This window comes from Alkalibacillus haloalkaliphilus (genome assembly GCF_007991275.1).
GTDB lineage: Bacteria > Bacillota > Bacilli > Bacillales > Alkalibacillaceae > Alkalibacillus > Alkalibacillus haloalkaliphilus.
On record NZ_BJYA01000020.1, the window covers coordinates 1 to 14020 of the forward strand.

At 37.9% G+C, this 14020-nt stretch carries 12 protein-coding genes, 1 pseudogene and 1 other annotated feature; all 13 genes and pseudogenes read left to right on the forward strand.

The genetic code is table 11. The annotated features are described in order from the left end of the window. Positions 1–184 precede the first annotated feature (184 nt). The 13 genes and pseudogenes from AHA02nite_RS13175 to AHA02nite_RS13230 all read left to right on the forward strand — a co-directional run bounded on the left by AHA02nite_RS13175 (position 185) and on the right by AHA02nite_RS13230 (position 14015). The gene (locus AHA02nite_RS13175; RefSeq protein WP_170236110.1) at positions 185–838 is read left to right on the forward strand and encodes an MgtC/SapB family protein; all 654 of its coding nucleotides are present in this window, start codon (positions 185–187) and stop codon (positions 836–838) included. 193 nt (positions 839–1031) lie between these two features. Beyond that, positions 1032–1496, forward strand: coding sequence for a CtsR family transcriptional regulator (locus tag AHA02nite_RS13180; RefSeq protein WP_146818092.1), 465 nt, complete (start codon positions 1032–1034; stop codon positions 1494–1496). Between the two features lie 14 nt (positions 1497–1510). Continuing rightward, on the forward strand, positions 1511–2056 hold the full coding sequence (locus AHA02nite_RS13185) for a UvrB/UvrC motif-containing protein (RefSeq protein WP_146818094.1): 546 nt from the start codon (positions 1511–1513) through the stop codon (positions 2054–2056). After that, positions 2056–3129 carry a protein arginine kinase gene (locus AHA02nite_RS13190; RefSeq protein ID WP_146818096.1) on the forward strand — a complete coding sequence of 358 codons (1074 nt, stop codon included), beginning with the start codon at positions 2056–2058 and terminating at the stop codon, positions 3127–3129. Before AHA02nite_RS13185 ends, AHA02nite_RS13190 begins: the two co-directional genes overlap by 1 nt. Positions 3130–3145: 16 nt before the next feature. Further along, positions 3146–5608, forward strand: a complete 2463-nt coding sequence (gene clpC, locus AHA02nite_RS13195; RefSeq protein WP_146818098.1) for an ATP-dependent protease ATP-binding subunit ClpC — start codon at positions 3146–3148, stop codon at positions 5606–5608. Positions 5609–5706: 98 nt separating this feature from the next. Next, complete coding sequence (gene radA, locus AHA02nite_RS13200; protein WP_146818100.1) at positions 5707–7080, forward strand: DNA repair protein RadA; 1374 nt, start codon at positions 5707–5709, stop codon at positions 7078–7080. A 185-nt stretch (positions 7081–7265) separates the two neighbouring features. Further along, on the forward strand, positions 7266–8357 hold the full coding sequence (locus AHA02nite_RS13205) for a PIN/TRAM domain-containing protein (protein WP_146818102.1): 1092 nt from the start codon (positions 7266–7268) through the stop codon (positions 8355–8357). Positions 8358–8512: 155 nt separating this feature from the next. Beyond that, positions 8513–9169, forward strand: a pseudogene (gene ispD, locus AHA02nite_RS15325) (2-C-methyl-D-erythritol 4-phosphate cytidylyltransferase); the annotation flags it as partial. Between the two features lie 48 nt (positions 9170–9217). Further along, complete coding sequence (ispF, locus tag AHA02nite_RS15330) at positions 9218–9697, forward strand: 2-C-methyl-D-erythritol 2,4-cyclodiphosphate synthase (RefSeq protein WP_246118872.1); 480 nt, start codon at positions 9218–9220, stop codon at positions 9695–9697. A gap of 45 nt (positions 9698–9742) precedes the next feature. Further along, on the forward strand, positions 9743–11218 hold the full coding sequence (gene gltX / locus AHA02nite_RS13215; RefSeq protein ID WP_146818106.1) for a glutamate--tRNA ligase: 1476 nt from the start codon (positions 9743–9745) through the stop codon (positions 11216–11218). 26 nt (positions 11219–11244) lie between these two features. Beyond that, positions 11245–11460, forward strand: a binding site (T-box leader). Between the two features lie 110 nt (positions 11461–11570). Further along, positions 11571–12233, forward strand: coding sequence for a serine O-acetyltransferase (gene cysE, locus AHA02nite_RS13220; protein WP_146818108.1), 663 nt, complete (start codon positions 11571–11573; stop codon positions 12231–12233). Then, positions 12223–13620, forward strand: a complete 1398-nt coding sequence (gene cysS / locus AHA02nite_RS13225) for a cysteine--tRNA ligase (protein ID WP_146818110.1) — start codon at positions 12223–12225, stop codon at positions 13618–13620. Before cysE ends, cysS begins: the two co-directional genes overlap by 11 nt. Then, a complete protein-coding gene (locus tag AHA02nite_RS13230) occupies positions 13617–14015 on the forward strand; it encodes a Mini-ribonuclease 3 (RefSeq protein WP_146818111.1) in 399 nt (132 codons plus the stop codon). Before cysS ends, AHA02nite_RS13230 begins: the two co-directional genes overlap by 4 nt. Positions 14016–14020 lie beyond the last annotated feature (5 nt).

The window sequence follows — 14020 nt, forward strand, 5'->3', positions numbered from 1 at the left end:
CCGCCGGGCGATTTTTAAGCTAAGAAGTTATTGTCTTCTTAGCTTTTTTTGTATATGATTGTAATAATAACTTGAATATAAATGAAGAGAATTTCATATATAAGTAAAATGTAGTAAAAAAGTTCAGAAAGGGGGAGATGGGTTGATCGACTGGACAGCTTTTTTGGGAGAGAATTTTGATGTAATGGTGTACCGCGTTATATTAGCTACTATATTGTGTGGGTTGATTGGTTTTGAACGTGAGTTAAAGAAACACTCTGCAGGGTTCAGAACACATATATTAGTAGGTGTAGGTGCTTGTGTCATGATGCTGTTATCGGTTTACGGTTTCCAGCCGTACATTACTGATCATTATACAATCCGTTTCGACCCAGCTCGTATCCCCTCATATGTTATAAGCGGAATTGGGTTTTTAGGTGCTGGAACTATTTTAGTTCATGGTATGACAATTAGAGGTTTAACAACAGCAGCATCGATCTGGACTGTGGCCGGTTTAGGTCTAGTAATTGGTGCAGGCATGTATGCGCTAGCTATACTTGCAACATCAGTTGTACTGTTAAGCTTAATCTTCCTGAACTCCTTTGAAAAATTGTTTACTAAACAGAAGACGGCTAATTGGGTGCATTTGCAAGTGACTCAAGAAGTTCATTTAGGTGAAGTACTTAATATATTTGATGAATTTGATCTTCTTATTAAGCGAATGGAAATTGAAAGTGAAGATATACTTCAAAGAAATGTCTATATAGAACTTGAAAAGAACCAAAATTTCAATAAAAATGACCTTTTAGACCGTGTGAGCAAAATTGAAAATGTAACGTATATATTTGAGCGAAATTAACTAGTGACGCCCCTTACGCATAATTATGTGAGGGGTGTTTTTGTCTTAAATTAATGTTAATAAGTTTAAATCAAAATGTTTGCATCATAATAAATTGTGGGTATAATAAAAGTATAGTCAAAGATAGTCAAAGTCAAACTAATTGTTCTTTGATCTTTGTCTTTTTTATAACTGTTTTGAAGGAGGGTAAGCGGTGAGAAATATTTCAGACGTTATTGAAAATTACTTAAAAAAGGTGATTGAATCGAGTAATAGTGATGTCGTTGAACTAAAGCGTAGTGAAATTGCTGACCGTTTTGAGTGTGTCCCTTCCCAAATTAATTATGTTATTAACACCCGTTTTACTTTAGAAAAAGGTTATTTAGTTGAAAGTAAACGTGGTGGTGGCGGATATATAAGAATTATCCGATTAAAACCTAAATCTAATCAAGAGTTAATTAAAGAGATGGATTTAGTTGCTGAGCATCCCTTACCTCAGCAAGCAGCATTTGACTTAGTAGAACGTTTAAAAGAGGAAAACTTAATAACAGAACGAGAGAAGCGACTTATGTTCAAGGTTTTACATCGTGACATATTGGATATACCTTTACCAAAACGCGACCAAGTTCGCTCTAAAATATTTAAAGAGTTGCTAACAACGATAAAAATGTATGGTTGATTGGAGGGTCTATGATGCAATGCCAAAAATGCCATGATCATGAGGCAGCAGTTCATTACACTCAAGTAGTCAATGGTCAAAAAAAAGAAGTGCATTTGTGTGAACAATGTGCTCATGAAGAAGGTTATATGAATTTTACTAATGAAAGTTTGTCACTTCATCATTTTCTTACAAACATGTTTCCTTTCGACCAGGCGGTTAACCAACAACCTAAAGAACAAGTACAGCGGAATCAAGTGATGACATGTGAAGGTTGTGGCTTAACTTATGCCCAATTTAGAAGGAAAGGTAAGTTTGGCTGTAGTCAATGTTATGAAACGTTTGATTCATATTTAAATCCAATTTTTAAACGTGTTCATAGTGGTAATACTGAACATGTTGGTAAAATACCAAAACGAATCGGTGGTCAACTTCATAAACGTAAAGAAATTGATCAACTAAAGAAAGAGTTACAGCAACTAATCGAAGACGAGAACTTTGAAGAAGCAGCTCATATACGAGATCGGATTAGAACGCTAAATCAAGAAATAGATGAGTCAAATAAGGGTGGTGATGCTTAATGTCATTACAAGATTTTATTAACGATGCAATCAGCCCTTGGATGAATAATGAAGGTAATGATTCTGATATTGTGTTAAGTACACGTATACGATTAGCGCGTAACTTAGAACAAGTACCTTTTCCAACAAGTCAAGATCAAGAGTCACAACAGAAGGTGTTACAGCACGTTGAACAAGAGTTTAACGAACAAAGCTATGAGTCATTTAAACAGTTTCAGCTTGTCAAAATAGGTGAGTTAGAACCTATAGAAAAGAGAGTATTAGTTGAAAAGCATCTCATAAGTCCTAACTTAGCAGAAAACACTGAGACAGGCGCGGTGCTTATTTCTGAGAATGAACAAGCATCGATTATGGTTAATGAAGAAGATCATCTGCGAATTCAACTTTATTATCCAGGCTTTGAGTTATCTGAAGCTTTACAACAAGCACAAAAATTAGATGACTGGTTTGAGGAACGCACGCGTTATGCTTTTGATGAGCATAAAGGGTATTTAACGAGTTGCCCAACTAATGTTGGTACTGGTCTTAGAGCTTCAATCATGATGCATTTACCGGCATTAACAATTACTAATCAAATGAACCAGATCGTTCCTGAGATTAACAAGTTAGGGTTAGTCGTTCGCGGTATATATGGTGAAGGGAGCGAGGCTTTAGGTCAGCTGTATCAAATTTCTAACCAAATGACTTTAGGTAAGTCAGAAGAGGATATCGTTGAAGATTTAAAGAGTGTTGTTAAGCAAGTTATCGAAAGTGAGCGAAAAGCACGCGAATGGATTATGCAACAATCGGGTATACAGTTAGAAGACCGAATCTTCCGTTCATATGGAGTTTTAGCTCATAGTAGAATTATTGAATCTAAAGAAGCTGCAAAATGTTTATCCGATGTTCGTTTAGGTATTGATATTGGTTTGATTAAAAACGTATCAAAAAATATCTTAAATGAGCTTATGGTGTTAACTCAACCAGGGTTTTTACAACATTACGCTAAGAAATCGTTACACCCAAATGAACGGGACTGGTTTAGAGCTAACTTAATTCGTGAAAGATTACAATTAGAGCAGTATAAGAATTAGAAGGAGGTCATCAAATATGATGTTTGGACGATTTACAGAACGCGCACAAAAGGTTCTTGCGTTATCTCAAGAAGAAGCCGTTCGATTAGGGCATAATAATATAGGTACAGAACACATCTTATTAGGTTTAATTAAAGAAGGCGACGGGATCGCTGCTAAAGCTTTAAAATCTTTAAATGTAACAGCTGAACAAATCCAAGAAGAAGTTGAACAGTTAATAGGCACAGGCCAAAGTAACCAACAGACGATCCATTATACGCCAAGGGCGAAAAAAGTCATTGAGCTATCTATGGATGAGGCGCGTAAATTAAATCATTCGTATGTTGGAACTGAGCACATTTTGTTAGGTTTAATTCGTGAAGGTGAAGGTGTTGCCGCTCGTGTATTTAACAACTTAGGAGTCAGCTTAAATAAAGCACGTCAACAAGTGTTACAACTACTAGGTAGTAACGAATCAACATCTAACCAACGTCAACAGAAGCAATCTAACAGTGCCAATACACCAACGCTAGATTCATTGGCTCGAGACTTAACGACAGTTGCACGTGAAGGTGGCATTGACCCTGTCATTGGCCGTGGGAAAGAAATTGAACGTGTAATTCAAGTGTTAAGTCGTCGTCGTAAAAACAACCCAGTGTTAATCGGTGAACCAGGTGTAGGTAAGACAGCAATTGCTGAAGGTTTAGCCCAACAAATTGTAAATAACGAAGTACCAGAGATCCTCCGTGACAAGCGCGTTATGACACTTGATATGGGTACAGTTGTTGCAGGTACGAAATATCGTGGTGAGTTTGAAGACCGTTTGAAAAAGGTTATGGAAGAGATTCGCCAAGCTAGAAATATTATTCTATTCATCGACGAGTTGCACACATTAATTGGTGCAGGTGGTGCAGAAGGTGCTATTGATGCATCTAACATTTTAAAACCAGCCTTAGCACGTGGTGACTTACAATGTATCGGTGCAACGACGTTAGATGAGTATCGTAAGTATATTGAAAAAGATGCAGCACTTGAGCGTCGTTTCCAACCAATTCAAGTTGATGAACCAACTCCTGAAGAATCACAACAAATATTAGAAGGATTAAGAGATCGTTATGAAGCACACCACCGTGTAACGATTTCAGATGATGCTATTGAAAGTGCTGTCCGCCTATCTGACCGTTATATTACAGATCGTTTCTTACCAGATAAAGCGATTGATTTAATTGATGAGGCAGCTTCACGTGTAAGGTTAAGAAGTTATACAGCTCCACCAAACTTAAAAGAACTAGAGCAAAAACTAGAAGAAGTGAAGAAAGAAAAAGATGCAGCTGTTCAAAGCCAAGAATTTGAAAAAGCAGCGTCATTAAGAGATAAAGAGCAAAAGTTAAAAGATGAGCTTGCTAAGACGAAAGATGAATGGAAAGAAAAACAAGGGAAAGAAAGTTCTGAAGTGACGTTAGATGATATTGCACACGTCGTTTCAACTTGGACTGGAGTACCTGTATCTAAACTAGCTAAAGATGATAAAGAAAAGCTGCTTAACTTAGAAGAAACATTACACGGTCGTGTCATCGGTCAGGATGAAGCGGTTAAGGCTGTTTCAAAAGCAGTTAGACGTGCACGTGCTGGGTTAAAAGATCCGAAACGTCCGATAGGTTCATTTATCTTCTTAGGGCCAACAGGTGTTGGTAAAACTGAGCTTGCTAGAGCACTAGCTTCTTCAATGTTCGAAGATGAAGATGCAATGATTCGGATCGACATGTCTGAATATATGGAGAAACACGCGACGTCTCGTTTAGTAGGTTCACCTCCAGGCTATGTCGGTTATGAAGAAGGTGGCCAATTAACTGAGAAGGTTCGTACAAAGCCATACTCAGTAATTTTACTAGATGAGATTGAAAAGGCGCACCCTGAAGTGTTTAATATCCTACTACAAGTATTAGAAGATGGTCGCTTAACAGACTCTAAAGGCCGTGTAGTTGACTTCCGTAATACGGTATTAATTATGACATCTAACGTTGGTGCTCATGAGTTAAAACGTCAAAAATACGTTGGCTTTAGCGTAAATGACAATCAACAAGATCATAAACAGATGAAATCTAAAGTAATGGATGAATTGAAGAAAGCGTTCCGTCCAGAGTTTTTAAACCGTGTGGATGAAACGATTGTCTTCCATTCACTTGAAGAGAAGCATATTCAAGAAATCGTGCAACTAATGGTTAAGCAACTACAAGACCGCTTAACAGATAGTGACATTAACTTTACGTTGACCGAAAAAGCAATTAAACAAATTGCAGATGAGGGTATGGATTTAGAGTACGGTGCAAGACCACTACGCCGTTCAATCCAAAAGAACGTAGAAGACTTCTTATCTGAAGAACTACTAAGTGGTACAATTAGTACAGGTCAAGAAGTTAGAATTGATGTTAACGATGAAGGTGAGTTTTACATTGAATCTACAAAACCTCTAGAAAAAGAAACAAGCAAACAGTCATAGTGTTAAACAGCCGGATTGACCTAACTAATCCGGCTGTTTTCCATATTGTGAATGTTTAATCAACCATTAATTTGTATTTAGAAAGGGAGACAACCATCATGGCTAAAGCTAAAGTAATATTTTTCTGCCAAGAATGTGGTTACGAATCACCAAAATGGATGGGAAAGTGTCCAGCATGTCATCAATGGAATACATTAGTAGAAGAAAAAGTTTCTAAGAAATCTGAGCGACATGAAGTGGGAAGTAACCAAACGAGAAAACGTAAAAAGCCACAATCACTTAAGGAAGTTTCATCAAAAGAAGAATCACGTGTAACGACAAACATGGAAGAATTAAACCGTGTATTAGGTGGCGGGATTGTTCCAGGGTCACTCGTGTTAATTGGTGGCGACCCAGGAATCGGTAAGTCAACTTTACTTCTACAACTATCTTCTCAAGTGGCTAACTTAAATATGAATGTTTTATACATATCAGGTGAAGAATCGGAAAAGCAAACAAAGCTTAGAGCAGAGCGGCTTGAGGTTAGTGAAAATGACTTATTTATTATGGCAGAGACGAATTTAGAGTATGTGATTGATGCAATTGATGAAATGAACCCTTCATTTGTCGTCATTGACTCGATCCAAACAGTATATCATGATGCTGTAACGTCAGCGCCAGGTTCTGTTTCGCAAGTAAGAGAATGTACAAGCGCGCTTATGAAAGTGGCTAAGTCAAAAGGAATTCCGATATTTATAGTTGGACATGTGACTAAAGAAGGTGCTATTGCTGGCCCTAGATTGTTAGAACATATGGTGGATACCGTTTTATATTTTGAAGGGGAACGTCATCATACATTTAGAATTTTAAGAAGTGTTAAAAACCGTTTTGGTAGTACGCATGAAATGGGTATCTTTGAAATGAAAGAAGAAGGCTTAGTTGAGGTTAATAACCCATCAGAAATCTTTCTAGAAGAACGTTCACAAGGTGTTGCAGGCTCAACGGTTGTTGCATCTTTAGAAGGTACTAGACCGATGTTAGTTGAAATTCAAGCGTTAATTTCACCGACACAGTTCGGACATTCAAGAAGAATGGCTACAGGGCTAGATCATAACCGAGTTCCTTTACTTATGGCAGTGTTAGAAAAAAGAGCAGGGCTTCTATTACAAAACCAAGACGCATATGTAAAAGTAGCAGGAGGAGTTAAGTTAGATGAACCTGCCATTGACTTAGCTGTTGCAATTAGTGTTGCTTCAAGCTTCCGTGATCACCCGACTAGACCTGATGATGTGTTTATCGGTGAGGTAGGGTTAACAGGAGAAGTAAGAAGAGTAGCACGAATAGAACAACGCGTTCAAGAGGCATCAAAGTTAGGATTTAAACGAATCATTTTACCACGAAAAAATCTTGGTAGTTTTACAGCGCCAGATGGTGTTGAATTAGTCGGTGTTGATTCTGTTCAGGAAGCATTGAAAGAAGGTTTAGGTGAATAGTGTTACAAAACAAAAATATTTGTAACACAATTGACATACAATCTTGAGAAGTGATATAATAATTGCTATTTTATTTTGACGTATTTTCGGTGAGCATGGTATAATTTACAATTATAGTTAAAATCGCTAATTGACTTATGCTCACCGCTTTTTTTGGCGAAACTAGTAAACAGGAGGTGCATAGCGTGTTAAAAAGAATTATTCAGCTATTTATAGTAGTAGCTGGTGGTACGATAGGGTATGTATATTTTCCCGATCTAGCGTCTTTAGCAGGTTTTGAAGAGCCAAGTTGGCTTATTCCGTACATGGGATTAGTGTTAGGTGCAATCATATTATTTATACTAACGTTTTGGGTTGTTGATTATGTTGTTGATTTTCTTAAAATTATTGAAGAAAAACTTGTTAAAGCACCAGTTGGAGATTTATTGTTTGGAAGTTTGGGACTCATTGTCGGGTTAGTTACCGCATTTTTAGTTAATATTTATTTACAAGGGTTTGGTATTCCGCTTGTTTCAGAGATTTTACCGATCTTCGTAACAGTTATTTTAGGTTACTTAGGGTTTCAAGTCGGTTTTAAACGACGAAATGAGTTTATTGGCCTTATTACAAAAGGTCGTAATAAAGAGAAAGAAGCTGCAATGATGGGTGATGCTTCAGAAGATGGAAGCGTACGACCGAAGATATTAGATACTAGTGTTATCATTGATGGTAGAATTGCAGATATTTGTGAAACCCACTTTTTAGAAGGCTCAATCATCATTCCGCATTTTGTATTAGAAGAATTACAACATATTGCAGATTCATCAGATGTGCTTAAACGTAATAGAGGTCGCAGAGGACTAGATATACTCAATCGATTGCAAAAAGAAGTGCCTGTTGATGTTCAGATCTATGAAGGTGACTTTGAAGAAATTCAAGAAGTGGATAGTAAGTTAGTGAAGTTAACGAAACTGTTAGACGGTGTACTAGTAACCAATGATTTTAACTTAAACAAAGTTTCTGAGTTTCAGAATGTAACCGTATTGAACATTAATGATTTAGCAAATGCAGTAAAGCCAGTTGTTTTACCAGGTGAAGAAATGAATGTTCATGTCATAAAAGCTGGTAAAGAAGATAAGCAAGGTGTTGCTTACTTAGACGACGGAACGATGATTGTCGTTGAAGATGGTAAGTCGTTCATTGGTGATGCACTTGATGTTATTGTAACGAGTGTATTGCAAACATCAGCGGGGCGTATGATTTTCGCCAAACCGAAAGCGATGGAAAAAGCGCAATAATATACTTTTAAAGGGCTGACGCCATTCAACTTTTAAATGGTCTTGTCAGTCCTTTCTTATTTATATTTGAAGCCGAGATTATGTGTTTATATTGTTAAATTAGTGTAAAATAGGTGGTACATTAAGAAAGTTTTGCAAGAAGAAAGGGAATATATATGGAGAACTATCAAGCGATTGTATTAGCAGCTGGTCAGGGGAAGCGAATGGGCGTCGGTCATAATAAACAGTTGATCGCTCTAGGGGATCGTCCATTAATTGCACATACCCTTCAAGTGTTCGAAGGTGACCCATGGTGTTCAGCAATTTACCTCGTTGTTCATCCAGATGAACATAACGTTATGAAGGATGTTGTGACAGAGTACGGTTTTTCTAAAGTTGTTAAGTTCGTAAATGGTGGACTTGAAAGGCAGCACAGTGTAAAAAATGCCGTCGACACATTGAGTCAGGATCTCGTCACTTTTGTTCATGATGGTGCAAGACCATTTGTTTCAGAAGGTGAATTACATAAGTTGTATGAAGCGACGGTTTCACATGGAGCTGCATTTTTAGCAACACGTGTGACAGATACTATTAAACAAGTTGAAGGCCATGAAGTGAAGACGTTAGACCGAAGTAAACTTTACCAAGCTCAAACACCACAAGCTTTTACTTATAAATGGCTAACAGAAGCACATGATTACGCAGCAACAAAGGAAATGATAGCAACTGATGATGTGGCACTTTTAGAGTTGATTAATAAAAATGCCGCTGTCGTTGAAGGAAGCTATCATAATTTTAAATTGACGACACCAGAAGATATACAAAAGGCAGAAAATATGCTAAAAATAAATAGTCAAGGAAACTATAAGGAGGACCCTTCATTGTTTCGAATAGGACAAGGTTTTGATGTTCACCAATTAGTAGAGGGAAGGCCGTGTATCATCGGTGGTGTAACAATTCCTTATGAAAAAGGCTTGTTAGGCCATTCAGACGCCGATGTTTTATTACATACAATTGCTGATGCTGCATTAGGAGCGATCGGTGAGGGTGATATCGGAAAGCATTTTCCAGACACTGACCCACAATACGAAGGGTTGGACTCTAAAGAGTTATTACAAGAGGTTTGGGATAAAGTTGAACAGTCAGGCTACACGTTAGTTAATGTAGACTGTACCATTATGGCACAAGCTCCGAAGATGGCCCCATATATAGAAGAGATGAGAAGTACAATTGCTAACCTGTTACAAGCTGACCTAAACCAAGTCAATGTTAAGGCGACAACGACTGAGAAGTTAGGCTTCACAGGACGTAAAGAAGGAATTGCATCACAAGCGGTCATTTTATTACAACAAAGAGCTTAAGTTTTGTACAATATTGATAGGTAGATATAGAAAGGAGAACGACTCATGACGGAAAAAGTAAGAGTACGTTATGCCCCTAGTCCGACTGGGCATTTGCATATCGGAAACGCAAGGACGGCTTTATTTAATTATTTATTTGCAAGAAGTACTGGTGGCGAATTTGTCATCCGTATTGAAGATACAGACCAAAAACGAAATGTTGAAGGTGGAGACATTGGTCAATTAAAATACTTAAAATGGTTAGGGATCGACTGGGACGAGAGTGTTGATTTAGGTGGCGATTATGCACCATATCGTCAAATGGACCGTCTGCATATTTATAAAAAGTATGCCGATGAACTATTAGAAAAAGGTCTAGCTTACAAATGCTATATGACAGAAGATGAACTTGAGCAAGAACGCGAAGAACAACGTGCTCAAGGTAAAGTGCCAATGTATTCAGGTGCTCATCGCGATTTGACGCAAGAGCAAATTGAACAGTATGAAGCAGAAGGTCGTCAACCAAGCCTTCGTATTCGTGTTCCAGCAAACGAAACATATGCGTTTAAAGATATCGTAAAAGAAAAGATCACGTTTGAATCAAGTGATTTTGGTGATTGGGTTATTATGAAAAAAGACGGAACACCAACTTATAACTTTGCGTGTGCGATTGACGATTACTTAATGAAGATTACTCACGTTTTACGTGGTGAAGATCACATTTCAAACACGCCTAAACAGATGATGGTTTATCGTGCTTTCGGTTGGGAAGTTCCAACGTTTGCTCATATGACGTTAATCGTAAATGAAGAACGTAAAAAGTTAAGTAAGCGTGATGAAAGCATTATTCAGTTTATTGAACAGTACGCAGACTTAGGTTATTTACCTGAAGCGTTATTTAACTTTATTACGTTATTAGGTTGGTCTCCTCAAGGGGAAGAAGAGCTATTTACAAGAGAGCAGTTAACGGAGATCTTTGACCCTGAACGGTTATCGACTTCTCCAGCTGTGTTCGACCCACATAAATTAAAGTGGATGAACAACCAGTACATTAAAGAAAGTTCATTAGAACGCGTTGTTGACTTAACGCTCCCACATTTAATTGAAGCGGGCAAAGTTGATGAAGGTATGAATGAGTCAACTCGTCAGTGGGTAGAAGAGTTAATTTCTCTTTACCATAACCAATTAAATTACGGTGCGGAAATTGTTGAGTTGACTGAGTTGTTTTTCCGTAAAGAAATCAACTATAATGAAGAGTGTATGGATGTGTTAAATCAAGAGCATGTTCCTAGTATGCTTGAACACTTTAAGTCAGAGTTAGAGCAATTAGATGAACTAACTCCTGATGATGTAAAAGCTGCAACGAAAGCTACACAAAAAGCAACAGGTAATAAAGGTAAGAAACTTTTTATGCCAATTCGTGTCGCAACAACTGCGCAAACACACGGGCCAGAGTTGCCTAATGCCATTACTTTATTAGGTAAAGAAACTGTTTTACATCGTCTGGAACAATTAATTAATAAATTAAACTATTCGGCATAACATGTTTCAAAGTCGTTAATATAATATACAAAGCGTTGATGAGGAGAAGTAAAACGGATCAAGCTAAATACAGAGAAGGCTACATTCGCTGAGAGTAGCTTTTAGTTTGACGTTTGAAATGCACCTCAGAGCCTTCACTTGAATTGAAGTAGAGTGAAGCGGTTAAGTACCGTTAAACACTTCGAAAGTTGAGAGGGATACCTCTAAACAGAGTGGAACCGCGTTAATTAAGCGTCTCTGTCTATTCCATATAGACAGAGGCGCTTTTATATTGTCATTCACTTATATTCATAAGTCGCCTCCAACTTCATGGCTTTGCATCGTAGAAAAACATAAACAAAGGAGGGATTGTATGTTCAAGTTTTTCAAATTGCTTAAAGATGATGTCGATGTTGTATTTGACCAAGACCCTGCTGCAAGAAGTAGAATCGAGGTCATCTTAACATATGCTGGAGTTCATGCGGTTTGGTCACACCGTGTTGCTCATGGATTCCATAAACGTAAAATGTTCTTTATTGCCCGGGCGATTTCCCAAATTAGCCGATTTTTCACAGGTATTGAAATTCACCCAGGTGCACAAATAGGTCGTCGATTCTTCATCGACCACGGTATGGGGGTTGTAGTCGGTGAAACTTGTGAGATCGGTGATAATGTCACTATTTATCAAGGTGTGACGCTAGGTGGAACAGGAAAAGAAGGCGGAAAACGTCACCCGACATTAAAGGATAATGTTTTAGTCGCAACAGGTGCGAAAGTGTTAGGTTCAATTACGATTGATGAACATTCCAAAATCGGAGCAGGTTCTGTCGTCTTAAAGGATGTTCCGAAATATTCAACGGTTGTTGGAATACCTGGTAACATCGTCGTTAAAAATGGAGTTAAAGTGAAAAAGAACTTAGACCACCATAAACTACCTGATCCTGTTTCAGAGAAGTGTGATCTGTTAGAACAAAAAATTGCCGAACTACAAGCTGAAGTTAAGGAATTGAAAGGAGCTGACCGTCATGACAGTTAAATTATATAACTCTTTAACACGCTCAAAAGAAACGTTTAAACCAATTGAAGAAGGAAAAGTGAAGATGTACGTCTGCGGTCCAACAGTATATAACTACATTCACGTAGGTAACGCCAGACCAGCTATTGTCTTTGATACGATTCGCCGTTACTTTGAGTATGTCGGTTATGATGTTGAATACGTATTGAATTTCACAGATGTCGACGATAAGTTAATTAAAGCAGCAGAAGAAATGGGAGAAGAAGTGCCCGAGATTGCTGACCGTTTTATTAATGCGTATAAAGAAGATGTTGGTGCTCTTCATGTAAAAGAAGCGGTTCATCACCCGAGAGTAACTGAAACGATGGATGAGATCCTGCAATTTATTGAAGGATTAATTGATAAAGGGTATGCCTATGAAGCGGATGGCGATGTTTATTTTAAAACACGTGCGTTCGATGAGTACGGAAAATTATCGCATCAATCAATCGATGACTTGCGTTCTGGTGCACGTATTCAAGTGGGAGAAAAGAAAAATGACCCATTAGACTTTGCACTGTGGAAGCAAGCGAAAGAGGACGAGATTGCTTGGGATAGTCCTTGGGGAAGAGGTCGTCCGGGCTGGCATATTGAGTGCTCGGCTATGGCGAAAAAATATTTAGGTGAAACAATTGATATTCACGCTGGTGGTCAAGACTTATCTTTCCCACATCATGAAAACGAAATTGCCCAATCTGAGTGCATGAATGATCAAACGTTTGCGAATTATTGGTTACACAACGGTTATATCCAAATCGATAACGAAAAAATGTCAAAGTCACTAGGTAACTTTATTTTAGTCCATGACCTAGTTCGTAACCATAATCCTAACGTCGTTCGCTTCTTCATGTTAAGTGTTCATTACCGCAACCCTATTAACTTCAATGGTGAATTACTAGCGAGTGCGAAAAATAGCTACGAACGTATTAAGACGGCATATGACAACTTACAACACCGTCGTGAAGCGAGCATGAACCTAACTAATGATACAGAGCAATGGAAAGAAAAAATTAACCAACATGTCGAAACATTTAAACGTGAAATGAATGATGACTTCAATACAGCTAATGCTATCTCTGTACTGTTTGAGCTTGCTAAAGAAGCTAACATTTACATTGACCAAAAGCAGACATCAACAGAAGTAATTGATTATTTTATGAGTACTTTTGACGAACTAACGTCTGTATTAGGGTTTGAATTAGCAACCGAAGAGCTGTTAGATGAAGATATTGAAGCTTTAATAGAAGAGCGTATACAAGCGAGAAAAGACCGTAACTTTAGTCGAGCTGACGAAATTCGCGACGACTTGGCGAATAGAGGAATTATTTTAGAGGATACACCTCAAGGAACGAGATGGAAAAGGCAATGAGTCAAGATTTAAAACCGCATCTTATGAAGAGTTTGACGCTAGCTTACATGGGAGATGTCGTATATGAAAAATATGTACGAGAATATATTATTCAAAAAGGCGAAGTAAAGCCGCAAGCATTGCACACGTTGGCTGTGTCTTTTGTATCAGCAAAGGCACAGTCATATGTGCTACTTCGTTGGATAGAAGATGGCATGTTAACCGAACAAGAAGAAACGATAGTTCGAAGAGGTCGAAACGCCAAGTCTAATGTCCCTAAAAACACAGACCCACAAACGTATCGATACAGCACTGCGTTTGAAGCATTGATGGGATATTTGTATTTTAACGAAGAGTTTGAACGGTTAGATCACCTTGTATTTCAAGCAATTATGGATATTGAAGAAAGGAGATGAGAGTT

What these genes read in the sequence shown, in the direction of transcription:
- AHA02nite_RS13175 (WP_170236110.1), top strand. Translation starts at nt 185, where the DNA reads ATGGTGTACCGCGTTATATTAGCTACTATATTGTGTGGGTTGATTGGT.
- AHA02nite_RS13185 (WP_146818094.1), top strand. Translation starts at nt 1,511, where the DNA reads ATGCAATGCCAAAAATGCCATGATCATGAGGCAGCAGTTCATTACACT.
- AHA02nite_RS13190 (WP_146818096.1), top strand. Translation starts at nt 2,056, where the DNA reads ATGTCATTACAAGATTTTATTAACGATGCAATCAGCCCTTGGATGAAT.
- clpC (WP_146818098.1), top strand. Translation starts at nt 3,146, where the DNA reads ATGATGTTTGGACGATTTACAGAACGCGCACAAAAGGTTCTTGCGTTA.
- radA (WP_146818100.1), top strand. Translation starts at nt 5,707, where the DNA reads ATGGCTAAAGCTAAAGTAATATTTTTCTGCCAAGAATGTGGTTACGAA.
- gltX (WP_146818106.1), top strand. Translation starts at nt 9,743, where the DNA reads ATGACGGAAAAAGTAAGAGTACGTTATGCCCCTAGTCCGACTGGGCAT.
- cysE (WP_146818108.1), top strand. Translation starts at nt 11,571, where the DNA reads ATGTTCAAGTTTTTCAAATTGCTTAAAGATGATGTCGATGTTGTATTT.
- cysS (WP_146818110.1), top strand. Translation starts at nt 12,223, where the DNA reads ATGACAGTTAAATTATATAACTCTTTAACACGCTCAAAAGAAACGTTT.
- AHA02nite_RS13230 (WP_146818111.1), top strand. Translation starts at nt 13,617, where the DNA reads ATGAGTCAAGATTTAAAACCGCATCTTATGAAGAGTTTGACGCTAGCT.